The 26,275-nt window shown below is 66.6% G+C and carries 26 protein-coding genes; 5 read left to right on the forward strand and 21 right to left on the reverse strand.

Annotation, left to right across the window (positions count from 1 at the left end):
* Both VGV58_RS00235 and VGV58_RS00240 read left to right on the forward strand, forming a co-directional pair.
* The coding region (locus VGV58_RS00235) for a citrate/2-methylcitrate synthase (protein WP_326871951.1) at positions 1-369 on the forward strand (369 nt) is incomplete at its 5' end.
* 142 nt (positions 370-511) lie between these two features.
* Positions 512-1,507 carry a Bug family tripartite tricarboxylate transporter substrate binding protein gene (locus tag VGV58_RS00240; protein WP_326871952.1) on the forward strand — a complete coding sequence of 332 codons (996 nt, stop codon included), beginning with the start codon at positions 512-514 and terminating at the stop codon, positions 1,505-1,507.
* 29 nt (positions 1,508-1,536) lie between these two features.
* Here VGV58_RS00240 and lpxB read toward each other — a convergent pair whose 3' ends face one another.
* The 6 genes from lpxB to bamA all read right to left on the reverse strand — a co-directional run bounded on the left by lpxB (position 1,537) and on the right by bamA (position 8,567).
* Positions 1,537-2,721 (reverse strand): lipid-A-disaccharide synthase, encoded by a 1,185-nt coding sequence (gene lpxB, locus VGV58_RS00245; RefSeq protein ID WP_326871953.1) that lies wholly within the window; start codon positions 2,719-2,721, stop codon positions 1,537-1,539.
* Entirely contained in the window at positions 2,718-3,587 is an 870-nt protein-coding gene (locus VGV58_RS00250) for an LpxI family protein (RefSeq protein WP_326871954.1), read from the reverse strand. The genes lpxB and VGV58_RS00250 overlap by 4 nt, the downstream gene beginning before the upstream one ends.
* Complete coding sequence (gene lpxA, locus VGV58_RS00255; protein WP_326871955.1) at positions 3,584-4,393, reverse strand: acyl-ACP--UDP-N-acetylglucosamine O-acyltransferase; 810 nt, start codon at positions 4,391-4,393, stop codon at positions 3,584-3,586. Before lpxA ends, VGV58_RS00250 begins: the two co-directional genes overlap by 4 nt.
* Positions 4,394-4,446: 53 nt before the next feature.
* Positions 4,447-4,905, reverse strand: coding sequence for a 3-hydroxyacyl-ACP dehydratase FabZ (gene fabZ / locus VGV58_RS00260; RefSeq protein ID WP_126111210.1), 459 nt, complete (start codon positions 4,903-4,905; stop codon positions 4,447-4,449).
* Between the two features lie 90 nt (positions 4,906-4,995).
* Positions 4,996-6,060, reverse strand: a complete 1,065-nt coding sequence (gene lpxD / locus VGV58_RS00265; RefSeq protein ID WP_326871956.1) for a UDP-3-O-(3-hydroxymyristoyl)glucosamine N-acyltransferase — start codon at positions 6,058-6,060, stop codon at positions 4,996-4,998.
* Between the two features lie 38 nt (positions 6,061-6,098).
* Positions 6,099-8,567, reverse strand: a complete 2,469-nt coding sequence (gene bamA, locus VGV58_RS00270; protein ID WP_326871957.1) for an outer membrane protein assembly factor BamA — start codon at positions 8,565-8,567, stop codon at positions 6,099-6,101.
* A gap of 137 nt (positions 8,568-8,704) precedes the next feature.
* On the opposite strand from bamA, the gene VGV58_RS00275 reads away from it, so the two are divergent.
* Complete coding sequence (locus VGV58_RS00275) at positions 8,705-8,950, forward strand: hypothetical protein (protein ID WP_326871958.1); 246 nt, start codon at positions 8,705-8,707, stop codon at positions 8,948-8,950.
* Here VGV58_RS00275 and rseP read toward each other — a convergent pair.
* The 5 genes from rseP to frr all read right to left on the reverse strand — a co-directional run bounded on the left by rseP (position 8,939) and on the right by frr (position 13,495).
* Positions 8,939-10,087 (reverse strand): RIP metalloprotease RseP, encoded by a 1,149-nt coding sequence (gene rseP, locus VGV58_RS00280; RefSeq protein ID WP_326871959.1) that lies wholly within the window; start codon positions 10,085-10,087, stop codon positions 8,939-8,941. The two genes, VGV58_RS00275 and rseP, sit on opposite strands and share 12 nt — an antisense overlap.
* A 22-nt stretch (positions 10,088-10,109) precedes the next feature.
* Entirely contained in the window at positions 10,110-11,291 is a 1,182-nt protein-coding gene (gene dxr, locus VGV58_RS00285; protein ID WP_326871960.1) for a 1-deoxy-D-xylulose-5-phosphate reductoisomerase, read from the reverse strand.
* A 7-nt stretch (positions 11,292-11,298) separates the two neighbouring features.
* The gene (locus VGV58_RS00290; RefSeq protein ID WP_326871961.1) at positions 11,299-12,117 is read right to left on the reverse strand and encodes a phosphatidate cytidylyltransferase; all 819 of its coding nucleotides are present in this window, start codon (positions 12,115-12,117) and stop codon (positions 11,299-11,301) included.
* Positions 12,114-12,866: an isoprenyl transferase gene (locus VGV58_RS00295; protein ID WP_326871962.1), complete on the reverse strand. Its 753-nt coding sequence runs from the start codon at positions 12,864-12,866 to the stop codon at positions 12,114-12,116. The genes VGV58_RS00290 and VGV58_RS00295 overlap by 4 nt, the downstream gene beginning before the upstream one ends.
* Positions 12,867-12,931: 65 nt before the next feature.
* Positions 12,932-13,495 carry a ribosome recycling factor gene (frr, locus tag VGV58_RS00300; RefSeq protein ID WP_326871963.1) on the reverse strand — a complete coding sequence of 188 codons (564 nt, stop codon included), beginning with the start codon at positions 13,493-13,495 and terminating at the stop codon, positions 12,932-12,934.
* A gap of 347 nt (positions 13,496-13,842) precedes the next feature.
* On the opposite strand from frr, the gene VGV58_RS00305 reads away from it, so the two are divergent.
* Entirely contained in the window at positions 13,843-14,256 is a 414-nt protein-coding gene (locus tag VGV58_RS00305; RefSeq protein ID WP_326871964.1) for a VOC family protein, read from the forward strand.
* Between the two features lie 4 nt (positions 14,257-14,260).
* On the opposite strand, the gene pyrH is transcribed toward VGV58_RS00305, so the two are convergent.
* The 5 genes from pyrH to VGV58_RS00330 form a co-directional block, all read right to left on the reverse strand.
* Positions 14,261-14,968 carry a UMP kinase gene (gene pyrH, locus VGV58_RS00310; RefSeq protein WP_326871965.1) on the reverse strand — a complete coding sequence of 236 codons (708 nt, stop codon included), beginning with the start codon at positions 14,966-14,968 and terminating at the stop codon, positions 14,261-14,263.
* 117 nt (positions 14,969-15,085) lie between these two features.
* Positions 15,086-16,009 (reverse strand): translation elongation factor Ts, encoded by a 924-nt coding sequence (gene tsf / locus VGV58_RS00315; RefSeq protein WP_326871966.1) that lies wholly within the window; start codon positions 16,007-16,009, stop codon positions 15,086-15,088.
* A 171-nt stretch (positions 16,010-16,180) separates the two neighbouring features.
* Complete coding sequence (locus VGV58_RS00320) at positions 16,181-17,191, reverse strand: 30S ribosomal protein S2 (RefSeq protein WP_326871967.1); 1,011 nt, start codon at positions 17,189-17,191, stop codon at positions 16,181-16,183.
* Positions 17,192-17,351: 160 nt separating this feature from the next.
* Entirely contained in the window at positions 17,352-17,663 is a 312-nt protein-coding gene (locus VGV58_RS00325; RefSeq protein ID WP_326871968.1) for a putative quinol monooxygenase, read from the reverse strand.
* Between the two features lie 114 nt (positions 17,664-17,777).
* Positions 17,778-18,170 (reverse strand): pore-forming ESAT-6 family protein, encoded by a 393-nt coding sequence (locus VGV58_RS00330; RefSeq protein ID WP_326871969.1) that lies wholly within the window; start codon positions 18,168-18,170, stop codon positions 17,778-17,780.
* Between the two features lie 399 nt (positions 18,171-18,569).
* Between VGV58_RS00330 and VGV58_RS00335 the strand changes: the two genes are divergently transcribed.
* The gene (locus VGV58_RS00335; RefSeq protein WP_326871970.1) at positions 18,570-19,688 is read left to right on the forward strand and encodes a GGDEF domain-containing protein; all 1,119 of its coding nucleotides are present in this window, start codon (positions 18,570-18,572) and stop codon (positions 19,686-19,688) included.
* Between the two features lie 4 nt (positions 19,689-19,692).
* On the opposite strand, the gene VGV58_RS00340 is transcribed toward VGV58_RS00335, so the two are convergent.
* The 5 genes from VGV58_RS00340 to dnaE form a co-directional block, all read right to left on the reverse strand.
* Positions 19,693-20,064, reverse strand: a complete 372-nt coding sequence (locus tag VGV58_RS00340; protein ID WP_326871971.1) for a VOC family protein — start codon at positions 20,062-20,064, stop codon at positions 19,693-19,695.
* Between the two features lie 69 nt (positions 20,065-20,133).
* A complete protein-coding gene (locus tag VGV58_RS00345; protein WP_326871972.1) occupies positions 20,134-20,829 on the reverse strand; it encodes a helix-turn-helix transcriptional regulator in 696 nt (231 codons plus the stop codon).
* 3 nt (positions 20,830-20,832) lie between these two features.
* Positions 20,833-21,459 carry a bifunctional nicotinamidase/pyrazinamidase gene (pncA, locus tag VGV58_RS00350; protein WP_414643822.1) on the reverse strand — a complete coding sequence of 209 codons (627 nt, stop codon included), beginning with the start codon at positions 21,457-21,459 and terminating at the stop codon, positions 20,833-20,835.
* Between the two features lie 10 nt (positions 21,460-21,469).
* Complete coding sequence (locus VGV58_RS00355) at positions 21,470-22,198, reverse strand: FkbM family methyltransferase (RefSeq protein ID WP_326871973.1); 729 nt, start codon at positions 22,196-22,198, stop codon at positions 21,470-21,472.
* Positions 22,199-22,365: 167 nt separating this feature from the next.
* Positions 22,366-25,839: a DNA polymerase III subunit alpha gene (gene dnaE / locus VGV58_RS00360; RefSeq protein ID WP_326871974.1), complete on the reverse strand. Its 3,474-nt coding sequence runs from the start codon at positions 25,837-25,839 to the stop codon at positions 22,366-22,368.
* Between the last annotated feature and the right edge of the window lie 436 nt (positions 25,840-26,275).

The raw sequence follows: 26,275 nt of genomic DNA on the forward strand, positions 1-26,275 counted from the left end.
GTCTACAAGAACTACGATCCGCGCGCCAAGATCATGCAGAAGACGACGCATGAGGTCCTGGCCGAGCTCGGCGTCAAGGACGATCCGCTGCTCGACGTCGCCATGGAGCTCGAGCGCATCGCCCTGCACGACGAGTACTTCGTCGAGAAGAAGCTCTATCCGAACATCGACTTCTATTCGGGCATTACCCTCAAGGCGATGGGCTTCCCGACGTCGATGTTCACCGTGCTGTTCGCGCTCGCGCGCACCGTCGGCTGGATCGCGCAGTGGAAGGAGATGATCGAGGATCCGTCCCAGCGCATCGGCCGCCCGCGTCAGCTCTACACCGGCTCGCCGAAGCGCGATTACACGCCGATCGGCCGTCGCTGAACAGCGCTGCGTTGAAACAAACAAGGCCGCGACGGAACCCCGTCGCGGCCTTTATTGTTTCCAGTGATTGATGCATCAAACGCAGATGACCATTGCGCCAAGCGCGCTACAGTCGCCGCCCCGCAAGAAAGGTTCATCGCTCATGTCGAATGCAGAAGGCCTCAGCCGCCGCGGCTTCCTCGCCGGTGCCACTGCCCTGCCCTTCGCCGGCGTCGCCGGTTCAGCCTACGCCCAGGCGCAATTCCCGACGCGGCCGATCTCGCTGATCGTGCCCTTCGCTGCCGGCGGCTCGACCGACATCGTCGCGCGCCTCGTCGGCCAGAAGATGGGCGAACTGCTCGGCCAGTCGCTGGTGATCGACAACCGCGCCGGCGCCGGCGGCAATATCGGCTCGACCGCGGTCGCCCGTGCCACGCCTGATGGCTACACCCTGCTGCTGGGCACGATCTCGACCCATGCATTGAACCCGGCGATCCTGAAGACCGTCACTTTCGACGCGATCAAGGATTTCACCCCGATCTCGCTGCTCGCGGTGGTGCCGAACGTCATGGTCGTGCATCCGAGCTTCCCGGCCAAGACCGTGCCGGAGGTGCTGAAGCTGCTGAAGGACAATCCGGGCAAGTACTCCTACGCCTCCTCGGGCGTCGGCACGCCGCTGCACCTCTCCGGCGAGCTGTTCAAGTCGCTCGGCGGCGTCAGCATGAACCATGTGCCCTATCGTGGTGCGGGCCCGGCGCTCAACGACGTCGTCTCCGGCGCCGTACCGATCATGTTCGACAACCTGCCCTCCTCGGCCCAGTTCATCCGCAGCGGCCAGTTGCGCGCCATCGGCGTCACCACCAAGGAGCGCGTCTCCTCCTTCCCGGACCTGCCGACCATCGCCGAAGGCGGGCTCGCCGGCTACGAGACCTATACCTGGAACGCGCTGTTCGGGCCGGCCAACATGCCGCGCCCGGTGGTCGACAAGATCAACGCCGCCGCCAACGACTCGCTCAAGGATGCCAATGTGAAGCAGCGCCTCGAGGACGTCAGCGCGGTGATCGTCGGTTCGACGCCGGAGGCGCTCGGCGAACACGTCAAGGCCGAGCTGGCGAAATGGGCCCCGATCGCCAAGGCGTCGGGCGCCGTCGTCGAGTAAGAGGCCGCTGGAGTCGGATCCGACTCCAACTATGAGATAGACCTGCCTGTCGGCTCCCGAAGGAGAGCGAGCGCCGCATCGACGGCGTTCGCCGCCGGGCTCGGTCCTGCACTGCGCATGCTCTGCTCGACGCTCGCGAACCCGTCGAGCTGGCGCTGGCGGGCCGGGCCATCGGCGATCGCGGCGAGAAGCGCCCCGGCCAGGGCCTGCGGCGAGGCCTCGTCCTGGATGAATTCCGGTACCACGCTCTCGCCGATGATCAGATTCGGCAGGATCACGCTCGGCAGCTTGATCAGGCGCCGCGCCAGCGCGGCCTCCCAGGCCGCGCCACGATAGGCCGCGACGGTCGGCACCTGCGCCAATGCCAGTTCAAGCGTCACGGTGCCCGAGGCGGCCAGGGCAGCTCTCGCCTCGCGAAAGGCCGCGAGCTTGGCCGTCTCGCCCGTCACGATCTCCGGCTTGCCCCGCCAATCGGCGGTGAGCTGAGTGATCGCTTCGACCAGACGCGGTACGGCGGGCAGCACGAAGCGAGCCCGCGGCAACTGCTTGGCGACCAAAGCAACCGCTTCGCCGAAGGGCGGCAGCAGATGCCGGATCTCGGAACGCCGGCTGCCTGGCAGGACCAGGATGGTCGGAGCGTCCGTCTCGGAGCGGCGCGCGGCCTCGTCCGGTCCCGGGCGATATTCTTGCAGCCGCTCGATCAGCGGATGGCCGACATAGACGGTTTCCGGCCCACCAAGCCGCTCGAGCGCTGCCGGCTCGAACGGCAAGAGCGCCAGGATGCGGTCGACATGCGGCTTCATCCGCCTGGCCCGGCCCTGCCGCCAGGCCCAGACGCTCGGGCAGACCCAGTGCGCGATCGGTACGGCCGGGGCGAGCCGCCTCACCTTCCTCGCGACACGCAGGCTGAAATCGGGCGCATCGATGGTGAGCAGGAGATCGGGCTTGAAGGCGGCTGCGGCGCGCGCCGCGTCCGCCATCCGGCGCAACAGCAGCGGCAGGCGTGCCACCACCGGGCCGAAACCCATCACGGCGATGTCTTCCTGCGGAAAGGCGCTGTGAAGCCCCTCCGCGATCAGGGCCTCGCCGCCGATACCCGACAATTCGAGCGGCCGATCGCCCAGAACGTCGCGCAGCCGCGCCACGAAGCGTGCCCCGAGCGCATCGCCGGAGGCTTCGCCGGCGACGATGAACAGCCTGAACGGCCGGGTCACGCCACGCCCTCGATGAACAGGCCCGAGGCATCAGCCAGCGTCGCCAGCCGCTCGCGATCGCCGATCAGCACGCTGCCGGCCTTGACCGCTATGCCGGCTAGGCCGGCTGCGGCGACACGCGCCACGGTTTCCGGGCCGATCGCCGGCATGTCGACCCTGAGGTCCTGCCCGAGCTTGGGCGCCTTGACCAGCACGCCGTCGCCCTTGCCGGGCTTGAGGCGCCCCGCCTGGACGAGGCCGGCGACGCGCTCGATCATCGCGTCGGTGCCTTCGGCCGCCTCGACCGCGACGACGCGATGGTCGGCGACGATCGCTGCCTGCCCGATATCGAAGGGCGAGAGCGTCGCGAGCAGGTTGAAGCCGGTCGCGATCGCCTCGCGCGCGACGGCGGATGGCTTGTGACGCCCGAGCGCTCCGACCGGCGCAACGAGATCGGGCGCGAGCTCGGCCGGCCCGACGACGCGCAGCCCCTGCCCCTCGAAGAAGGAGACGACGCCGCGCAGCAAATGGTCGTCGCCGCCCTGGAAGGCACGGGCGAAATGCGGCAGGTATTTCAGCGTCGACAATTCCGGCGCCAGCGAGCCGAAGCTCGGCCGTGGCAGGGCGCCGACCATGACGATCTCGTCGATCTCGCGACGCTTGATCTCGTCGAGGAAGCGCCCCAGCTGGCCAAGCCGGTATTCCCTGGCGTCGTAGGCGGCATAGTCGGCCGGATCGCCCGCGCCGGTGAGCACGGCGACATAGACGCTGGCGCCCTGCGCCGCGGCTGCGCCCGCGACCCGCACCGGATAGTCGCCGCGGCCGGCCAGGACGGCGATACGCCGCCCCTGCGGCCGTCCTGCCGCGTCGGCCGCCTTTGTGCTCACCGCTCGGGCGCGTTCACGTCGCGCGGTACCGAAATTCCCCGATCGCCGCCAGCGCGGATGAAGTCGAGGATCTCGTGGATCAGCGGATGCTCGGCAAACTCGGTGGCGACGTCTTCGACCCGCTCCGAGAGCGTGCCTTCGTCGGCGAAGAGCAGGCGATACGCCCGGCGAAGCTCATGGATCTGCTCGCGCGAGAACCCGCGCCGCCTGAGGCCGACAAGATTGAGCCCGGCGAGATGGGCCGGATTGTCGCGCACCATCCCGAACGGGATGACGTCGAGCAGGACACCCGAGCCGCCGCCGATGAAGGCGTGATCGCCGATCCGAACGAACTGCTGCAGCCCGGTGCCACCGCTGACGATGACGAAATCGCCGACCGTGACGTGCCCGGCGCACATGACGTTGTTCGAGAAGATGACGTTGTTGCCGATGACGCTGTCATGGCCGACATGCGAGTTGGCCAGGAACAGGCCGCGATCGCCGATGACGGTCTTCATGCCGCCGCCCTCGGTACCGGGATTCATCGTGACGCCTTCGCGGATCACGCAATCGGCTCCGATCGCCAGGGTCGACGGCTCGCCCTTGTACTTCAGATCCTGGGGCGGGTGGCCGATCGAGGCGAAGGGATAGATCTTGGTGCGCGGCCCGATCGTCGTACGCCCGGCCACGACGACATGGCTGATCAGCTCGACGCCGTCACCGAGGGCGACATCGGGACCGACCGTGCAGAACGGGCCAATCTTGACGCCCGCTCCGAGCTTGGCGGACGGGTCGACGATCGCCATCGGATGGATCGAGGTGCTCATGGCGGAATCCTGCGGCTGGTCGGAAGCGGGAGCGTGCATCGCGGTCCTTCGGCTCACACGACCATGGCCGACAGCTCGGCCTCCGCGACAAGCACGCCGTCGACCTTGGCCTCGCCGCGGTAGAACCAGATATTGCGCTTATGCGCCAGCTTGGTCAGGTGGAAGCGCAGCGTGTCGCCGGGAACGACCGGCTTGCGGAACTTCGCCTTGTCGATGGTGGTGAACAGCACGGTCGTGACCGCAAGATCGTCGCTGCCGCGCGCGCTGACGACGAGCACGCCCGCCGTCTGCGCCATCGCCTCGATCATCAGCACGCCGGGGAAGACCGGGCGGCCGGGGAAATGCCCGGTGAACTGGGGCTCGTTGAAGGTGACGTTCTTGATGCCGACGCCGGATGCGTCCCCGTCGATCTCGACGACCTTGTCAACCAGCAGGAACGGATAGCGATGCGGGATGCAGGCCATGATCTTCTGGATATCGGCCACGCCGAGCGCTTTGGTCGCATCCGTCATCGTGTCGTTTCTCCTCGAACGCCCTGCGCCCCGCGCTGAAAGCACGTCACCTGTCATACAAAGCTGCTTTTGCCGGAAGTCGGCGCGAGATCAAGCGTTTTCGCCGCCGCTCGGCCCTTTGCCACGCTTGGCCACGAGTTGCTTGAGCAAGGCAGCCTCGCGCGCCCAGCCCAGAGCCGGCTGCGCCGGATAGCCGCCATAGCGCGCCCCGCGCGGAACATCGCCGGCGACGCCGCTTTGGGCCGCGATCTGCGCGCCCATGCCGACGGTCAGATGGCCCGCCAGTCCGACCTGCCCGCCAAGCACGGCGAAATCCTCGAGCGTGCTGGACCCGGCCATGCCGACCTGGGCGCAGATCACGCAGTGGCGGCCGACCACGCAGTTGTGCCCGATCTGCACGAGGTTATCGATCTTGGTGCCCTCGCCGATCACCGTGTCCCGGCTGGCGCCGCGATCGATCGTCGTATTGGCGCCGATCTCGACATCATCCTGAATAATGACGCGGCCGACCTGCGGCACCTTCATATGCCCTTTCGGGCTCATGGCGAAGCCAAAGCCGTCCTGGCCGATCCGTGCGCCCGGATGGATGATGACACGGTTGCCGATCAAGGCCGCCTGCAGCGCCACGCCGGCACCGACCGAGCATTGCCGCCCGATCCGGACCTGCGGGCCGATGACGGCGCCCGGGCCGATCACCGTGCCGGCGCCGATCTCCGCGCCCGGGCCGATCACCGCGCCGGGATCGACCGAGACATCGGCTTCGAGCCGTGCCGTCGCGTGCACGAAGGCGCCAGGAGCGACACCGGCCGAGCCGAACATCGAGCCCGGCCGCAGCGCCTGCGGGTGGAAGGTCGACAGCAGCTTGGCGAAGACATGGTAGGGCGTCGGCGTAACCAGCGCGACGGTGCCGGCCGGCACCCGATCGGCGAAGCGCTGGGAGACGAAGCAGAGTCCGGCCGCCGTCCCGGTCAGCGCCGCGACATATTTCGGGTTGTCCATATAGGCGGCATCGCTGCCACCCGCCGTTTCGAGTGGCGCAATGCCCTCGATCCGGCGCTCGGGATCGACGCCTTCGGGCAAGGCGACACCCGACAAGGAAGCGACCTCGCTGAAGGACAGCGAGGTCGCGATCGGAAAGAAATTGGGATCTGCCATAAGTTGGTCCGTTGTGGGGCGCGGGAGCGCCCCACCGGTCAGAAGCGGGCGCCGCCCGAGAAGCGGAAAGCCTGGACCCGGTCGCCGCCGAACTTGCCGGTGATGGTCTGGCCGTTCGGGAGGACTGCCGTACCGATCTGGCCGTCATCCTTCGACAACGCATAAGCGTAGTCGAAACGGATCGGACCGAGCGGCGACTGCCAGAGCAAGCTGACGCCGACCGACGAGCGGATGACGTTCTTGTCACGCACGCAGGCCACGTTGCTCTGATAGCCGGACTGGATCGAAACGTTGAACTGCCGCGCCTCCGAGCCGGCCGGGCAGGCACCGAAGTTGGGGTTCGTCACCGACTTCGAGCCACCGTCATAGTTGAACAGCGTACCGGCATCGGCGAAGACCGCACCCTTCAGGCCAAGGTCACGCGGCAGGCCGAAGATCGGGAACTGCACTTCGAGCGAGCCGCCGAAATAGGTGGTGCCGCCGAGCGCGTTGCCGGTCGGGTCGTTGAGCGTGTCGCGCGGGCCGATGCCGGACGGCGCAAAGCCGCGCACCAGCGTCGGTCCGAGGAAGTAGTGGTCGATCATGCGCAGATCGCCACTGGTCGCCTGCACGTGACCACCCTGGACACGAACGATACCGACGAAGTCCTCGAGGAACTCCTTGTAGTAACGCGCATCCGCGCTGACGCGCAGGAACTTCGAATCGCCGCCGACGCCCGCGAACTCCGGCTTGATCTCGGCGACGAAGCCGTTGCGCGGGTTCTGGTAGTTGTCGAGCGAGTTGTAGTTGAAGTTCAGGCCGACCAGCGAGGTCAGCGTCGTGCCCTGGGCCTCCTTGACCGCGACGGTCGCTTCGCCGTTCGTCAAGCAGTTGAAGGTGTTCGACGCAGCCGACGAAGAACCGTACCCGGGGGTGATTCCGTCGAGCGGAAGCGAGCAGTCGTTATACGGCTTCGAGGTCGTATTCGGGATCTTGATCTCGGTCGTGTAGATCGAATAGCGCGGCGTGATCGAGAACTCTTCCGTGATCGGGAAGGAGAAGCGGACCTGGCCGCCGGTCACCCGGCTCTCGAAATAGCCGATATTGGTGTTGTCGTTGAACTTCGAGAAGAGGTCGAAGCCCGCCGCAATCCGATGGCCGAGGAAATACGGCTCGGTGAAGGAGAAGTCGACACCCTGGGTACGCTGGCCCATGGTGCCGGCGATACGAACGAACTGGCCGCGGCCGAGGAAGTTCGACTCCGAGAGCGAGACTTCGCCGATAATGCCGTCCGAGGTCGAGTAACCGCCCGCGATCGAGAACGAGCCGGTCGCCTTGTCCTCGACGTCGATATTGACGATGACGCGGTCAGGCGCGCTGCCTGGCTCGTTGGTGATGCGGACCTTGTTGAAGAAGCCGAGATTGTTCAGGCGACGCTCGGCGCGATCGACGAAGACCTTGTTGTAGGCATCGCCTTCACCGAGATCGAGCTCGCGGCGAACGACATAGTCGCGGGTCCGGGTATTGCCGCGCACGTTGATGCGCTCGACATAAACCCGCGGGCCTTCCTCGACGACATAGGTGATGCCGATCTGCTGACCGGCCGCGTCACGCTCGCCGCGCGGGCGGACCTGCGCAAAGGCATAACCGCGCTTCGCCACCTCGGTGGTCAAGGTGACCAGCGAACGCTCGACGGCCTCGGCATTGTAGGTGTCGCCGGCAGAGGTGTTGACCAGCGATTCCAGCACCGCCGGATCGACGTCGCGCAGACGGGAATCGACCGCGACATTGCCGATCTTGTATTGCGGACCTTCATCGATGGCGACATCGACGACCCAACCGCCAGCCGCATCGTCGAAGCGCGCATCGCTCGAAACGATGCGGAAGTCGGCATAGCCGTTCTTCAGGTAATAGCGACGAATCAACTCGAGATCGGAATTGATCCGGTCTGGATCATAGACGTCGGAGGTCTTGATCCAGCTCAGGAAGTTCGACTCGGTCGAGGTCATCAAGCCACGCAGGCGCGACGACGAGTAGACGCCATTGCCGCTGAAATTGATCGACTTGATGCCGGTCTTGCCGCTTTCGGAGATGGTGAAGACCACGTCCGAACGGCCGTTCGGCAGCGGCTGGATGCGACCGCTGATCGTGGCGAGGCCATAGCCGGCGCGGCGATAGACATCCTTGAGGCGCTCGACGTCCGCATCGATGAGCTGCTGGCTCAACGGACCACGCGCCTTGGACTGGACCTGGCCGAGCAACACCTCACCCTTCAGGCGACGATTGCCCTCGAAGGCGACGCGATTGATCGTGTCGTTCTCCTGGACGGAGACGACGGTCTGCGCCCCGCGGCGGCTGACCTGAACATTGGAGAACAGGCCCGTCGCCATGAGACTCTGGCGAATCTCCTGCGGGTTGCCCGATCCCTGACCTGTCGCATAGGAGCGGATCGTCTCCGCATCGACACGACGGTTGCCTTGGACAATCACGGACTGCGCGAACACTACGCCGCCACTGACGGCCACCATGACGGCCGCAAGTCCGACTGATCGAGAGAGCCGCATGCGCAAGGACCGGCTCTGAAGCGTCGACGTCATCGGGTCGCCTATTCCATTCTTTGGGTCACCCCCCCGCGAACGGGGAGCCCCGCTACAGGCGAGGCTCGGTGACATTGAAGACCAAACGCTTCTACAAAGTTTCCCGCGGGGTGCAAACCGCCATTGTCGTTAACAAAAGATTTTTGCGAGGGTCGTTGCTGGTAGGTCACGCGCACCAGCCGAAAAACCGGCGCGACCCACGAAAACAGGCCATAAAAAGCCACAATCCGTCACTGCTGGCGGCCCTGGCCGTGAATGATGTCAGCCCCGCGCAAGCTGGCTTGCACGAGACTGACACGGGTTCAGAGCAATGAGCGGACGTGGACGAGGTCGTTCCAGGTCACGAACAGCATCAGCATCAGCACAAGCCCGAGCCCGACCCGGAATCCGAGCTCCTGCGCGCGCTCGCTCAGGGGTTTTCCCCGTAGCGCCTCGATCGCATAGAACAGCAGGTGCCCGCCATCGAGCATCGGCACCGGGAACAGGTTCATCAGCCCGATCGAGACCGACAGCAGCGCCGCCAGATTGATCAGCGCCAGGAGCCCGCCGCTGGAGGCCACTATGCCCGAGACCTGGGCGATGCGGATCGGCCCCGACAATTGGTCGGTCGATTCCTTACCTTTGATCAGCTTGGCGATGTAGTCATAGGTCCGCTCGACCACGAACCAGGTCTCGCTCATGCCGAGCAGCACGGATTGGCCGAGGCTGAAATGCTGCGTCGTCCAGTCCTCGGGCTTTGCCGAGGCCTGGACCCCGATGATCCCGAGCCGCTGCTTGCCCAGCGGCGAGGAGGTCTCGACCAGATCGGGCGTCACCGAGAGGACGACCGGGGCGCCGCCCCGCTCGACCGTCACCGGAAAGGTTTCGCCGGGGCGAATCGAGATCGCCCGCTGCAGGTCGGCGAAGCTCTTCACCTCGCGGCCATCGACCAGCTGGATCAGATCACCCGACTGAAGGCCGGCGCGCGCCGCGGCTCCGCCCACGGTGACCGCATCGACGCGCGGCGCCAGCACCGGCTTGCCTAGGAAATAGGCCGTACCGCCGAAGATCAGGATGGCGAGCAGGAAATTGGCGATCGGCCCGGCGGCGACGATCGCCGCACGTTCCGCGATCGACTGCGCCGGGAAGGAGCGTTCGTGCTCCTCGCGGCTCATGGTGGCGAGCGAATCCGACGTGGTCGAGCTTGTGGCGTCGGCGTCGCCGGAGAACTTGACGTAGCCGCCGAGCGGAATCAGCGCGAAGCGCCAGCGTGTGCCGTGCCGGTCGTTGAAGCCGAACAGCTCGCGCCCGAACCCAATCGAGAAGGTCTTCACATCGACGCCGCACCAGCGCCCGACCAGGAAATGGCCGAGCTCGTGCACGAACACGACGAGGGTGAGGACGAACAGGAACGGCAGCAGATAGCCCAGCAGAAAGCTCGCCGCGTGCCAGACCGATCCGACGATATCCATAAAACTCTCCCGGCTTCAGTCACTAAGTGACAGTGAAGCGGCCCCCGGACAAGAGCGTGCGGGTCCGGTTTCTCGCATCTTGGTCAACGACCAGCGCCTCCCTGACGTCGGAAGGTGGCGTCGGCAAGGCAGCTGCCAATTGCTCGCAGACAGCCTCGACCAAGGCGGGAATCGCCGGAAAAGCGATACGCCGATCGAGGAAGGCCTCGACGGCGATCTCGTTGGCGGCGTTCAGCACGGCCGGCATGGCGCCCCCTTCCGCAAGGGCCGCGATGGCGAGGCGCAATGCCGGGAAGCGGTCGAGATCGGGGCGCTCGAAAGCGAGCGGGCCGGCCGCGACCAGGTCGAGGAAACGGCTTTGCGGTGCATCGAGCCTGCCGTCGACGCCGAGGCAATGAGCGGCCGCGACGCGCATGTCAGGCACGGCCATGCCGGCGCTGACCGAGCCATCGCGGAAGGTGACGAGTCCATGCACGATCTGCTGCGGATGGACCAGCACGTCGAGCTGGTCGGCGCCCAGTCCGAACAGGAAGGAGGCCTCGATCAGCTCCAGCCCCTTGTTCATCATGCTGGCCGAATCGATCGTGATCTTGGCGCCCATCGCATAGTTCGGATGGGCGAGCGCCTGTTCCGGCGTGGCGGCCGCGATCCTGTCGGCCGGCCAGGTCCGGAACGGCCCGCCCGAGGCGGTCAGCGTCATCGTGCGGACCGCGGAGATCGGCTCGGCCCCCAGCACCTGGAACAGGGCATTGTGCTCGGAATCGAGCGGCAGCATGCGGGCACCGACGGCGCTTGCCCGCGCCATCACCGCTGCGCCGGCGCAGACCAGGCTCTCCTTGTTGGCGAGAGCGACGACCCGGCCCGGCGTCAGCGCCGCAAAGGTCGCCTCCAGCCCGGCCGCCCCCGAGACGGCGCTGACCACGATGTCGCTATCGAGCGAAACCGCCTCGAGCACCGCCGCCCGCCCGGCACCATGGCGGATGCCGCTGCCGGCCAGCGCCGCGGCGAGCTCTGCGCCCTGCCCTTCGTCCGCGATCGCAGCGAAGCTTGCGCCGGTCTCGCGGGCAATCCGCGCCAGCCCCACGGCATCCCTGCCGGCAACCAGCGCGGCAACCCGGAGCCGCTCGGGATTCTCGGCGATGACGGCGCGCGTCGAGCGGCCGATGGAGCCGGTGGCCCCCAATATGGTGACTGTGCGAGGCATCTGGTGCTCAGTGTCCCAACCGCGCCAGATAAAGCAGCAGGCCGGCGAACACCAGCACGGCCCAGTAGCCGTCCAGCCGGTCGAGGAAGCCGCCATGGCCGGGAATGAGATGGCTCGAATCCTTGGTGCCGAAGCGCCGCTTGATCGATGATTCGAACAGGTCGCCGGCCTGGCTCGCGACGGAGGCGGCGAGCGAGACGGCGAGCACCGGCCAGAGGCCCGATGGCAGCCCCGGGAAGAACCAGGCCCAGACCGCCGTAGCGCACAGGGTTCCCGCCAGGGCGCCGCCGAGCGCGCCCGACCAGGTCTTCTTCGGGCTGACGCGCGGCAGCAGCTTCGGCCCGCCCAGGGCGCGGCCGGTGAAATAGGCGGCGATGTCGGTGAGCCAGACCACTGCGAAGGTCCAGATGATCAGGGCGAGCCCGAGCTCGGGCGCCTCGCGCAGCGCCGGCGTCACCAGCGCGAAGCAGAGCGCATAGGCAACGCCGCAGGCTTCGAGCAGGCGCTGATTGCCGGTCTGTGTCGTCGCGATCGCAGCGACCAATCCCGCCAGGGCCGACACGCCCGCGAGCGCTGCGCCGCTCAGCGGCAGGAAGCTCAGCGCGAGCCCGGCCAGCCCAACGCCGATGCCAACCGCGACCGCGTTCCTGCGGCTGACCATGGCAAGCCATTCATAGGCGACGACGCCTGCGACGGCGGTCCAGATCAGGCGGAAAGGCCAGCCACCGAACACGGTGACGCCAAGGATCACCACGGCGAGTACCAGCGCTGAGATGACCCGCAGGCGAAGTTCGGATGCGCCCGCGCCGGCGCCGGCCACATTCACGCGACGCCCACCTTCTTGGCTTCGGCCGGCTGACCGATGCCGCCATAGCGGCGCTCACGGCTATGGAACTCGGCGAGGGCATCCTCGAGCGCCTTGCGGTCGAAGTCCGGCCAGAGCACCGGCGTGAAGATGAACTCGGCATAGGCCGCCTGCCAGAGCAGGAAATTCGAGATGCGGGTCTCGCCCGAGGTCCGGATCACCAAATCCGGATCCGGCAGCGCACCGGTGTCGAAATGCGACGACAGCACCGTCTCGTCGATCGCTTCGGGCGCGAGCCGGCCGGCCGCCGCCTCCTGCGCCAGGCGCCGCGCCACGCGTGTGATCTCGTCACGCGAGCCGTAGTTGAAGGCGACGACCAAAGTGAGACCGGTATTGCCCGCCGTCATCGTCTCGGCCCGCTCCACGAGCGCGCGCAGGTCGGGCGGGAGATTCTCGCGGTTGCCGATGATCCGCACGCACACGCCGGCCTGCTTCAGCTCGGCGAGGTCGTTCTCGACGAAGCGGCGCAGCAGCCCCATCAGGAAGGAGACCTCGGTGATCGGCCGGCGCCAGTTCTCGGTCGAGAACGAATAGAGCGTCAGGACCCGGATGCCGAGATCGGCGGCATTGCGCACCGTGCGCCGCAGCGCCTCGAGCCCGCGCCGATGCCCTTCCTGCCGCGGCAGGCCACGCATCTGCGCCCAGCGGCCATTGCCGTCCATGATGATGGCGACATGGGCGGGAACTGCCGGGCGCGAGCCGTCTGACATCAAATGCCTCTTCCGGGCCAAACGTTCATGCGTCGATGATACAGGACGGTATCGGGTCGCGCACTTTAGACGTGCAGGATTTCCTTTTCCTTGGCGGCGAGCGCCTGGTCGATATCGCCGATATGCTTGTCGGTCGCCTTCTGGACCAGATCCGTCTGCTTGCTGACGTCGTCCTTGGGCATATGCCCGTCCTTCTCCAGCTTCTTGATCAGGTCCATGCCGTCGCGGCGCACATGCCGGACGGCGATCTTCGCCTCCTCGGCATATTTATGCGCGACCTTGACCATTTCCTTGCGGCGCTGCTCGTTGAGCTCGGGAATGCGGATGCGCAGCACCTGGCCCTCGGTCTGGGGGTTGAGGCCGAGATCGGATTCGCGGATCGCCTTCTCCACCGCCTGGACCATGCTGCGGTCCCAGACCTGGACCGAGAGCAGGCGCGGCTCGGGCACGCTGACGGTGGCGAGCTGGCTCAGCGGCGTGCGCGCGCCATAGGCCTCGACCGTGATCGGATCGAGCACATTGGCCGAGGCGCGGCCGGTGCGCAGCGAAGCCAGGTCGCTCTTGAACTTCTGCACGCCGCCGTCCATGCGGCGATTGATGTCGGCGAGATCGAAAGTGGTCTGGGCCATCGTCTTCAAAACCTTGTCGAAACCCGGCAAATGTAACGCCGGAAATGCGCGCGACCATGGCGAGCAGCCGCCGCAGGGTCAAGGATTTATGCGTCAACAGCATTTTCCGCGACTGGTCCGCAAGGGAAATCCAACAAGCTCCTGCCTGCAGCTTCAAAGTCGTCATTCCGGCTGGAGCGAAGCGGAACGCCGGAATCCCTCGTAAGCCTTTATGCTCTACGATGGATTCCGGAGCTGCGCGGCTTCGCCGCTTGTCCGGAATGACGCAACTGAGCCGGCGGCGACCTCGATCGAGAGCCGATCGACACCATCTTGGACTGAGGTCCCCCGTCTCAAGGAGCAAGCTGATGCCCCGGCTGAACCGCATCGTCGAAACCGCGCTCTATGTCGACGATCTCGACCGCGCCGCCGCGTTCTATGAGGGGACGCTCGGGCTCTCTTCCATGCTCAGGACCAGGACGCTGTTCGCCTATGACATCGGCGGCCAGAACGTCCTGTTGCTGTTCCTGCGCGGCGCCTCGGTCGAGACGCAAATGTCGGAGCGCGGCAGCATCCCGCCGCATGACGGCCATGGCCCGCTGCACATCTGCTTTGCCGTCGACGCCACCGAACTCGCCGCATGGGAGACCCAGCTCGAGCAGCACGGTGTCGAGATCGAAGGCCGCATGCGTTGGAATCGCGGCGGCGAGAGCATCTACTTCCGCGATCCCGACGGCCATCTGCTCGAGATCATGACGCCCGGCAACTGGCCGAATTATTGATCCGTCAGGGTGTGACGTAGGTCGCCCTGCCCTCGCCGCGCAGCACGGCCGCGAGCATGCCGGGCGCCGCGATCGAGAAGACGACGATGGTGAGCGCCGCGTCGCGCGCGAGCGCAAAGGCAGCAGTGTCCATTACCTTGAGGTCGCGCTTGATCGCGTCCTCATGGGTCAGCGTATCGTAGCGGGTCGCGCTCGGATCCTTCTTCGGATCGGCCGAATAGACGCCGTCGACCTGCGTCGCCTTCAGGAGATGGCTGCAATCGAGCTCGGCCGCGCGCAAGGCCGCACCTGTATCGGTGGTGAAATAGGGATTGCCGGTACCACCGCCGAGGATGACGACCTTGCCGTTGGTGAGATGATCGAGTGCCCGCTTGCGGGCATAGCTCTCGCAGAGCGAGGGCATCGGCACCGCCGACATGGCGCGCGCCGGGGCGCCGGCGCTCTCGATCGCATGCTCCAGCGCGAGCGCATTCATCACCGTGCCCAGCATGCCGATCGAGTCGGCGCTGGTGCGGTCGAGCCCCTTGGTGAGGCCCTGAACGCCGCGGAAGAAGTTGCCACCGCCGACGACGATGCCGACCTCGACACCCTCGCGCGAGGCATGGGCGATATCGGCGGCGAGCGCAGTGAGCGTAGCGCCGTCGAGGCCGTTTCCTTGAGGTCCGGCAAGGGCTTCGCCGGAGAGCTTCACGAGAACGCGTTTAGGTCTCATCGGGGCTCTCCACTGCTTGCCACATCGTCCAGCCAGCCGAATCGGCGGGCCGACCTTCTCTACTTACAAAAAAGGCCGCGCGAGGCGCGGCCTTTCTGTGTCCTATCAACGGGCTTGTCAGCCCGTGGTGCCGCCGGCCGCCGCGACCTCGGCAGCGAAGTCGGTCTCTTCCTTCTCGATGCCCTCGCCGAGCGCGAAACGGGCAAAACCGGTGAGCTTGAGCGGGCCACCGACCTTGCCTTCGGCCTCCTTCAGCACCTGGCCGACCGACTTGGAGCCGTCATGGATATAGGCCTGCTCGAGCAGGCAGTATTCCTTGGCATAGCTCTTCAGGCCGCTCTCGACGATCTTGGCGAGCACATGCTCCGGCTTGCCGGCGTTCTTCTCGGCCAGGATCGCCTTCTCGCGCTCCAGCACCGCCGGATCGACCGAAGCGAGGTCGAGCGCGATCGGGTTGGTCGCGGCGATGTGCATGGCGATCTGCCGGCCCATCGCGGCGAGCTCGTCACCCTTGCCGCTGGTCTCCAGGCCGACGATGACGCCGATCTTGCCAAGGCCGTCGGCGACTGCGCCATGGACATAGGAGCCGATCACGCCGGCCGAAACCGAGACCTGCGCGACACGGCGCAGCGTCATGTTCTCGCCGATCGTGGCGATGGCGTTGGCGATCGCGTCCGCGACGGTGCCGCCGCCCGGATAATGATGGGCGGCCAGCGCCTCGACGTCGCCGCCGCGTTCGAGCGCGACATCGGCGACGGTGCGGGCCAGCGCCTGGAATTCGAGGTTGCGGGCGACGAAGTCGGTCTCGGAGTTGACCTCGACCACGACACCGCTATGGCCGCGCACGGCGACGGCGACGAGGCCCTCGGCGGCAACGCGGCCGGCCTTCTTGGCGGCCTTGGACAGGCCCTTGGCGCGCAGCCAGTCGATGGCGGCTTCCATGTTGCCGTCGGTGGCCGAGAGCGCGGTCTTGCAGTCCATCATGCCCGCGCCGGTCTTGTCGCGGAGTTCCTTCACCATGCCGGCGGTGATCGCAGCCATTTGCGTCGTCCTTGCTGTCTTGCGGCCTTCACCCGATGGCGCGCCGCATCGTCGAAAAAGCGAAGCCTCGATCGGCAAACGCCGACGCTCCGTTTCCGGCGTCGGCGCTGCTTGAGCTTCAATCAGGTCTCGAAGTGCGACGCGCCGATGACGCGCCGCGGTCTCGAACAATCAGGCGTCGGCGAGATCGCGCGCCTGGGCGACCCAGCCCTGGCTCTCGATGCGGCCGGCGAGCTTGAGGTCGTGATCGACCTTGGTGACATCCGCCGGGCTCATGGCAGCGAGCTGCCAGAAGTGGAAGATGCCGCCGTCATTGAGCTTCTGCACGATCTCCGGGCCCATGCCCGAGAGCTTCATGAAGTCGTCCGGCGCGCCGCGCGGCCCGGTCAGCAGCTCGAACGCCTGAGCCTGGCCTTCGGCGGCCAGCGGCTCGTCGATCGCCGGCTCGACGATCGGGGCCTCGGCGGCGCCCAGGTCGATGCCATGGTCGCCCGAAGCGCGCGAGATGCCGTCGATGGCCGAGCGGGCAACGAGGTCGCAATAGAGCTGGATGGCGCGGCCGGCGTCGTCATTGGCCGGGACCGGGAAGGTGATGCCGTCCGGATCGCTGTTCGAATCGATGATGGCGGCGACCGGGATGCCGAGGCGCTGAGCCTCCTTGATCGCCAGCTGCTCCTTGTTGGTGTCGATCACGAAGATCATGTCGGGCGTGCCGCCCATGTCCTTGATGCCGCCGAGCGCCTTCTCGAGCTTGTCGCGCTCGCGGGCCAGCATCAGGCGCTCCTTCTTGGTCAGGCCGGTGCCGCCGCCGGAGAGCAGCTCGTCGACCTTGCGCAGGCGCTGGATCGAGGCCGAGATGGTCTTCCAGTTGGTCAGCATGCCGCCGAGCCAGCGGGAGTTGACATAGTACTGGGCCGAGCGCTTGGCGGCATCGGCGATCGCGTCCTGCGCCTGGCGCTTGGTGCCGACGAAGAGGACGCGGCCGCCGCGGGCGACGGTGTCGCTGACCGCCTGCAGGGCGCGCGAGAGCATCGGCACCGACTGCGACAGGTCGAGGATGTGGATGTTGTTGCGGGTCCCGTAGATGAACGGCGACATCTTCGGGTTCCAGCGGTGAGCCTGGTGGCCGAAGTGGGCGCCGGCCTCGAGCAGCTGACGCATGGAGAAATCTGGCAGAGCCATGGTATTCTTGTCCTTCCGGTTGAGCCTCTGGGGAGCGAATGAGCCGGCCATGAACTGGCCAGTCACCGGAACGCCTCGGTGTCGAGGTGATGCTTCCCATGTGGAATGAGGCGCGCCATACACGCGATGGCGCGCAATTGCAAGGCTTGCAGCCGGCTCGTCAGAACGAACCGACCTCATAAGCGACATCATACGCTCCCGGCACGGCGCGTTCCAGCAAGGGGCGCACGCGCGCCAGATGGCTGGTGAAGCGCTCGTCGCGGGCAAAGCGCAGCGCCGCTTCCTCGGATTCGAACATCGTCACCAGGATGACGTCGCGATTCTCGCGCGAGCGGAACAGCCGCCCGCCGATCAAACCCTCGACCTTGCCGCGGACGGCACGGTGCTGGGCGAGCTGCAACTCCATGAACTCGGCAAAGCACTCCGGCTTCGGGGTTATGACGCTGATGTTGACGACCGGCTGATCGGGCATGCCCGGCTCCTTCGATGCAGATGCAGATGCAGGAGCCGGATCTATGCGACCTCGAGTGCGGTTGAGGTCAAGCGGCGCCCTGCCAGGCTTTGGCAGGAGCGGCCTCGATGGCGCTTACTTCGGCAGCGAGGAGGCGGCCAGTTTCACCGCGTCACCGAGCTGCTTGCAGAAGGCTGCCGCCGTGCTGCCCTGAGCCTTGGAGACCGCCTCGATATCCTGGGTCACACCCATCATCGAGAGCGTGCCCTTCTTGCCGAGCGCCTCGGCGGCATCGCCAGCGCTCTTGTCGGCTGGCAGCGGGATCAAGGCCAGGACCTTGGTCTGGATCTCGACGACATCGGCGCCGACATGACCCTTCTCGGCACAGTAACTGATGACGCCGAGCTGGTTGCGGCCCGCCTGATAGGCAGCGGCGAGCTGGTCAGCCGGATTCTGGGCGAAAGCCTGACCGCCGGACAGAGCCGCCAACGCGGCGATAGCACTGAAACGCTTGAAGGAAAGCAGCATGATAATCTCTCTCAAGTTGAACGCATCCGCAGATGCATGCCCCGCTCCCCCAGCGCCCGCATAGCCTTCCAGCCGGATGCGACAAGGATACGGCAGAAAGACTCGGGCGCGACGAAAGCCAACCGCCCTTGCGAAGGTCTGATACCGTTTCGCCGAAAGCGCCACCCACCCGCCCGCCGCTGCGATCGGGGAACACACGCTAGCGCGGCCTGGTTTATCGAGATCGAAGGGGCGTTGCGGCCCGACATCGAGCAGGCGCCGCCGCATCGAACGGATGCTCGGCACCTCGTTGGCAAAACGTTCACGCCAAGCTGCTAGCAGATGCCCGGAAGTCGACCTGGATGGCGTGGCGCGGTGCTCGATCTGAGGACAATTTATCTAGCGGGCGCCCTCACCTGCGTGATTCTCGGCTTCGTACAGCTTGCTGCCTACGCAACTGGCCGCTTCGAGCGCTGGCCGCTCTGGTGGGGGCTCAGCAACATCCTGGTCGGACTCGGACTGATCGGCGTCGGGCTACGCGATATCATTCCGGACATCGTCTCGATCCCGCTTGCCAACACCGTCAGCTGGATCGGCTACCTGCTCATCCTGTTCGGGGTGAGGAGCTTCGCCGGACGCCCTGCCCGGCCGCTGCTTTACCTGGCGGCGATCGCCGCTGCCGCTATCCCGCTGTTCCTGTGGAATGAGCCCGAAGGCTTCGCCAAGCGCGTTGTCCTCGTCGCCGTCCTAGTCATGGCTTGCGACCTGCTGCTGGTCCGGGAAGGCCTGCTCCTGTGGCGGCGCGAGCGGCTGGCCTCCGGCGCAATCCTGGCAGCCTTGTTCGCTCCGACCGTGGTCCTGTTCGCCATCCGCGGCTATCTGGCCGCCACCGGGCAGCTCGGAACCGAGATGTTCCCGACCGACAACACCAGCCAATGGCTGACGGCCACCGGCACTGCCTTCCTGCTCCTGCGCGGCAGCGCGCTCCTGCTGCTCGCCGCCGAACGCAGCCGCAACAGGCTGGTCACGATCGCCCAGCACGACCCGCTCACCGGCGCGCTGAACCGCAGTGGCCTGGAACGCGCCATGATCCAGATCGCGGAAGATGCGGGCAAGCGTCCGGGCCGGCTGACCCTGCTGCTGATCGATATCGACCACTTCAAGAGCCTGAACGACACGCATGGCCATGCCGCCGGCGACCGCATCCTGCAGCTCTTCGCCGAGGCGGCCCGAAGCGAGCTGCGCGCCAGCGACGTCCTGGCGCGCCATGGCGGCGACGAGTTCGTCGCCCTCCTCCCGCATATGCCGACCAAGGACGCGGTACGCGTCGCCAACCGGATCCGGAGCGCGTTCGGGCGGGCCCTCGCCGACTGGGACGGTGTCGCCACCCAGCCGACGCTCAGTATCGGCGTCGCCGAAGGCGACGCGGCGAGCGACGAACTGGAAGCATTGCTGGAGCAGGCGGACGAGGCGCTCTATCGCTCCAAGCGCCTCGGCCGCGACCGGGTCCAGGTGCAGATGCGCGCTCTGGCGCGGTAAGCCTCTACCCCCCGAAGGGATGGAAAACGCGCAGCCGGTGACCATCCGGATCGGCCGCGACGAAGGTGCGGCCGAAATCGAGATCTGTCGGTGCCTGCAGGATCACAAGACCGCGCCTCTGCCAGTCGGCATGGGTTGCATCGACTGCTTCGCCACTGCGGACCACCATGGCGATCTCGCCGCCGCCTCCGGCCGCCTGCGCACCCGGCTCGACGGTATGGCGCGACCACAGGCCGAGCCTCGCCCCTGACGGCAGCGCGAACATGGCGAAGGTCGGCGAAGCCTCAAGCGCCTCCGAGCCGATCAGCTCGGCATAGAAGCGGGCGCTGGCCGCAGGGCTATCGACATAGAGGATGATGAAATTGGCATCGAGCATCGGGGTCATCTCCGGTTTGGGGATGCGCGCATGATCGTTGCAGATGCTGCCAATTTCCGGCAGTGTATCTCAAGTCGGAGACGGAATTCCCTCACGCTCGCGCCATTGCTTGAGGAGCGCCTGGCGGCGACGCGGATAGCGGATGTCGACCAGTTCGGCCTGCGCGATGCGGTCGGCGCGGAAATGCCGGAAGTCGTTGCGCAATTCGCACCAGGCGACGACGACGCGGACATGGTCGAAGAAGCCGAGCGCGAACGGCCAGATCAGGCGCTGCGACGCCGCCGCCTTGCCGTCCTGATAGCTCAGCGCCAGCTTGCGTTCCGAGCGGATCGCCTTGCGGACCAAGCCAAGATCGACGCCGGACGTGGCAGCGATCCTGGTGCCGGGACCGACGAGCAGCGCCGAGGCGTCGGCCTTGTCGCGCAGATCGGCCGGCAGCACCGCGACGATCTTGGCCATGGCGTTGCGCGCCGCCCCGGCGAGCCTGTCATCGGCCCGGCCAGCGACCCAGCGCGAGCCGAGCACCAACGCCTCGATCTCGTCCTCGTCGAACATCAGGGGCGGCAGCATGAAGCCGGGCTTCAGCACATAGCCGAGCCCGGGTTCGCCCTCGATCGGCGCGCCCTGCCCCTGCAAGGTCGCGATGTCGCGATAGAGCGTGCGGATGCTGACACCGGTCTCCTCGGCCAATTTCCGGCCGCTGACCGGCCGGCGATGCCGGCGCAGCACCTGGACGAGGTCGAGCAGGCGCTCCGAGCGCGACATCGCTCAGCCGGCGAAATCGGCGAGCCGCGCCCGCCTGACCCCGAGCGCCGTCATCTCGGCCCAGGCGCGATCGAGCGAGCCGTCGAGATCGATAGCGCGGCAGGCTTCTTCGATGACGATGGCCTCGAAGCCTTGCCGGACTGCGTCCTGCGCCGTCCAGTTGACGCAGAAATCGGTGGCGAGGCCGACCACCATGACACGAGCGACGCCGCGCTCCTTGAGATAACCGCCGAGGCCCGTCGGCGTGGTGCGGTCGGCCTCGACGAATCCGGAATAGCTGTCGACCTCGCGGCGACAGCCCTTGCGGATCACCGCCTGAGCCATGGTGAGGTCGAGGCCGGGATGGAAGGCCGCGCCCGCGCTGCCCTGCACGCAATGATCCGGCCAGAGCACCTGCGTGCCATAGGGCATGGCAACCGTCTCGAAGGGCTGGTGGCCGGGATGGCTCGATGCAAACGAGGAATGCCCAGCCGGATGCCAGTCCTGCGTCAGCACGACCGTAGCGAAGCGCTTGCCGAACTCGTTGACGAGCGGGACGATCTCGTCGCCGCCAGCGACCGCCAGGCTGCCGCCAGGACAGAAATCGTTCTGGACGTCGACGACGATCAGCGCGGTCCTGGCATCGATCACGGACTTGCCCTCACACTGACGCTGCTGCGGTACGCGTCATCCGGGTGATGCCCTTGCGTGCGGCAAACATGCGGCCATAGACGTCGCCGGCGAGATCCGGGCGGTAGCAGCGCTGTTCGAGCAGCGGATCCCAGATGTGCTCGACCGTGTCGATCAGCTCGAAATCCGCTTTAAGGCGCGCCTCCAATTGCACGCGGTTCTTGCGATTCTGGTATTCGAGCAGCACCAGCGAAGTCTTCGACAGATCGAGATGATCGAGCACGTCGCCCTCACCGCCCTCGATGTCGATCTTGACGATATCGGCCGAGGGCAAGCTCGCCGGGTCGACCACCGCGACCTCGTAGCGCTCGACCATCGCCCCGGCGACGAAGGTGTCGCCGGCATAGGAGGCGAGGCCCGACTCACCGTCGCCGGCGAAGCGGCTCAGGAAGGTCGCCGTCTTCTGGCCACCGGGGAACAGCGCGGCATTGACCGTGACGATGTCGCGGCGCCGGTCGGTGTTGCGCCTCAGGAGCTCGTAGGTGCCGGGATGCGGCTCATAGGAGGTCACAGTGCTGCCCGGCCAGCGCGCGCTGGCCCAGAGCGCGAAGGAGCCGACATTGGCGCCGATGTCGAGGATGTCGAGGCCGACACCGTCGAAGCCGCATTCGTATTCGCCTTCGAGCACGTCCTTGATCGCCCAATGCATCGCATCGGGCACGGCGAGGCTCATCGGAATGCGCGCGACGTATTGCTTCATTCTCACCCCCAGGCATCACCAGCCATCTCCGCAGCCGGCTTCGGTGCATCTGACGCCGCGGCCCCCTGCGGTGCAAGCTCGGGGAATTCTGTCCCCCTCAACCCTCATCCTGAGGAGCCGCGAAGCGGCGTCTCGAAGGATGGGGCAGAGAAGAGGGGCGAGGCCGGTCAGCGCAGCTCGACCTCCATGACCCCGGGCGCGGTGCGCAACGCGTTGGCCAGTTGCTGGCTCACCGGATAACGCCCGGGCAGTTCGATCTCGACCAGCTGAGCGCCGTCGTCGAGGAGCATCATCAGCGAAATCTTGCCGTCAGCACGCACGCCGTCGCGCGGCTTCACCCGCTCGGCGATCGAGTTGAGCGCCTTGTCGTCACGCAGATGGATCAAGAGGTCCTGCTTCTGCCGGCCGGCGAGATCGTCGAGCCGCTCGACATCCTCGATGCGCGGACGAACCTCCTCGCCGTCAAGCACGGCCGAAAGCCTGACCACTAGCGCCGCGCCCGGCTCAAGCAGGTCGCGATAACGCTGCAGCCCTTCCGAGAACAGGATCGCCTCGAACTGCCCGGTCGGATCGGAGAGCTGGACGATGCCCATCTTGTTGCCGGACTTGGTCCGCCGCTCCGACCTGTCAATGACAGAGGCGGCGACCTTGGCAATCGACGTGCCCTTCGACCTGACCGCACGGGCGAAGTCGGCATAGCTTTGAACCTTCAACCGCTTCAGCACATGCTCGTAATCGTCGAGCGGATGGCCTGACAGGAAGAAGCCGACCGCCTCATGTTCGCGCTGCAGCCGTTCGGCCGGGGCCCATGGCTCGAAAGGCGGGATGCGGAAGGCTTCCGCCACCCCGCCGCCGCCGAACAGTTCGGACTGGCCGCCTTCGGCCGCCTCGCGGGTGCGGTTCGAGAGCGCCAGCATGCCGTCCACCGCCACCATCGCCTTGGCCCGCTCGGGCTCGATCTCGTCGAGCGTGCCGGCCGAGATCAGCGCCTCGATCGTGCGCCGGTTCACCAGGCGCGTATCGATCCTGCGGGCGAAATCGGCGAGGTCGCGGAACGGACCTTCCTTGGCGCGCGCCGCAACGATCGATTCGACCGCGGCACGGCCGACGCCCTTGATCGCACCGAGCGCATAGCGGATCGCGCCGTCGGCGACGTCGAAGTCAACGCCGGAACGGTTGATCGAGGGGCGCTCGACCTTGATGCCGAGACGTTCGGCGTCGCGACGGAATTCCGAGAGCTTGTCGGTGTTGCCGATGTCGAGCGTCATCGACGCAGCCAGGAATTCTACCGGAAAGTTCGCCTTCAGATAGGCGGTCTGGAAGGCGACGACGGCATAGGCCGCCGCATGGCTTTTGTTGAAGCCGTAGTCGGCGAACTTCGCCAGCAGGTCGAAGATCTCTGAGGCCAGGTCCTTCTTCAGGCCGGCGTCGATCGCGCCCTTCACGAAACGGTCGCGCTGGGCGTCCATCTCGGCCTTGATCTTCTTGCCCATGGCGCGGCGCAGAAGGTCGGCTTCGCCGAGCGAATAGCCCGAGAGCGCCTGCGCCACCTGCATCACCTGTTCCTGGTAGACGATGATGCCATGCGTCTCGGACAGGAACGGCTCCATGCCGGGATGGAGATAGGTCGGCTCCTCCAGCCCGAGCTTGCGGCGGCAATAGGTCGGGATGTTGTCCATCGGGCCGGGGCGGTAGAGCGCCACCAGTGCGATCAGGTCCTCGATCCGGTCGGCCTTCATCTCGACCAGCGCCTTGCGCATGCCGACCGATTCCACCTGGAACACGCCGACCGTCTCGCCGCGCGCCAGCATCTCGTAGGTCTTGGGGTCGTCGAAGGGCAATTGCGCCAGATCGACCGCGATGCCGCGCTGGGCGATCAGCTGCACCGCGATGGTCAGCGTCGTCAGCGTCTTCAGGCCGAGGAAGTCGAACTTCACCAGCCCGGCCTGCTCGACCCATTTCATGTTGAACTGGGTGACGCGCATGCCGGTGCGCGGGTCGACCGAGAGTGCGACGAGCTGCTCCAGCGGCCGGTCGCCGATGACGACGCCGGCGGCGTGGGTCGAGGCGTGGCGGTGCAGGCCTTCGAGCTTCTGGGCGATTTCGAGCAGGCGCCCGACGACAGGCTCCTCGGCCGCGGCCTCCTGCAGCTTGGGCTCGCCGGCGATCGCTTCCGGCAGCGTGATCGGCTTGGCCGGGTTCTGCGGCACCAGCTTGGTCAACTTGTCGACCTGGCCGTAGGGCATCTCCAGCACGCGGCCGACGTCGCGCAGCACGCCGCGCGCCTGCAAGGTACCGAAGGTGATGATCTGGGCGACGCGCTCCTCGCCATAGCGGTGCTTGACGTACTCGATCACCTCTTCACGCCGGTACTGGCAGAAGTCGATGTCGAAGTCCGGCATCGAGACGCGATCCGGATTGAGGAAGCGCTCGAACAGCAGGCCGAAGCGCAGCGGATCGACGTCAGTGATCGTCAGCGCATAGGCGACGAGCGAGCCTGCGCCCGAGCCGCGACCCGGACCGACCGGGATGTCGTGATCCTTGGCCCATTTGATGAAGTCGGCAACGATGAGAAAGTAGCCCGGGAATTTCATCCGGGTGATGATCGAGAGCTCGAAGGCGAGCCGTTTGCCGTAGTCCTCGACGGTGAAGCCTGCGGCCGGTCCATGCTTGGCCAGCCGTGCCTCGAGCCCCGCCTTCGCCTGGCTCTCCAGCTCGTCGGCTTCGTCGCGCCCCTCCTCGCCGAAGCGCGGCAGGATCGGCTTGCGCGTGCCGACGCGCCAGGCGCAGCGCCGGGCGATCTCGACGGTCGAGGCCAGCGCCTCCGGCAAATCGGCGAAGCGCCGCTTCATCTCGTCACGGCTGGCGAAGAAGTGCGCCGGCGACACACGCCGGCGCTCACCATCGGAGAGCAGCCGGCCCGCCGCCACCGCGAGCAGCGCGTCATGCGCCTCGAAATCGGCCGGCTTGCCGAAGAAGGGCTCATTGGTCGCGACGATCGGCAGGTCGTTGTCATAGGCGAGCCGGAGCAAACCGGCCTCAACCGCCGACCCGTCCTCGCGCTCATGGCGCTGGATCTCGACATAGAGCCGGTCGCCGAAGATCGCCATGAGGCGCCGCAGCCGTGCTTGCGCTTGCGCTTGCGCCGGCTGGCCGGCACGCAAGGCGAGATCAAGCGGACCGCCGGCGCCGCCGGTCAGAGCGATGACGTCACTGTGGTAGGCGGAAAGATGGTCGATGCTCGCGACCGGGCTGCCGCCGGCAGCGGCGAGGCAGGCTTCCGTCACCAGCTTCATCAGGTTGCCGTAGCCAGATTCGCTGGTCGCGAGCAGGACGACATGCGGCGTCACGCTCTGCACCGGCTTGCGCCCGCCGGCGTCCTCGTCGGCGAAATCGACCGAGAGCTGCACGCCTGCGATCGGCTGGATGCCGGAGCTCGCCAGCTTCTCCGAGAATTCGAGCGCGCCGAACAAGTTGTTGGTATCGGTCAGCGCCATGGCGGGCTGGCCGTCGCCGGCAGCGAGCTTGGCAAGCGCGCCGACCTGGATCGCGCCTTCGAGCAGCGAATAGCTCGAATGGACATGGAGGTGGACGAAGCCGACCTCGCCCTGAACCTGTGTATCGTCTTTGCGGTCGGTCATCGCGCCCTCCGGCGCGCCACCCGCTCAGCCGATGGGCCGAGTGAGAGGAACTGCGCCGATTCTTGATCCCAAGAGCATGCTCAGAACCGGTTATTGCGCGCCACCCCTCCGCGGTCGAGCCGATCCGTTTGCGAGACTGTGGACACGTCCGCACATGGCATTCGGTTCGGCCTCCGGGGGCCGCTCAGACATGCGGTCCCGAGGCGAGCGCAGCCCAGACCCAGATCATTCCGACGAAGAGAGCGAGCGCCAGGAACTCCACGGCTCCAGCCATCAGCTTGCGGGCAATCACCATGTCCGATCTCCTGTGTTCTCTATATGTTCAATTTAATTCCCTCTTTGTTCGCGTCAATATCGCAAGGTCAGGGCGGATCGGAAGACGCAGGGCGCGGTTAACGCGGATTTACCGACGCTGCAGAAGCGTTAACGGGAGCAC

This window comes from Allobosea sp., assembly GCF_035944895.1.
Classification (GTDB): Bacteria; Pseudomonadota; Alphaproteobacteria; order Rhizobiales; family Beijerinckiaceae; genus Allobosea.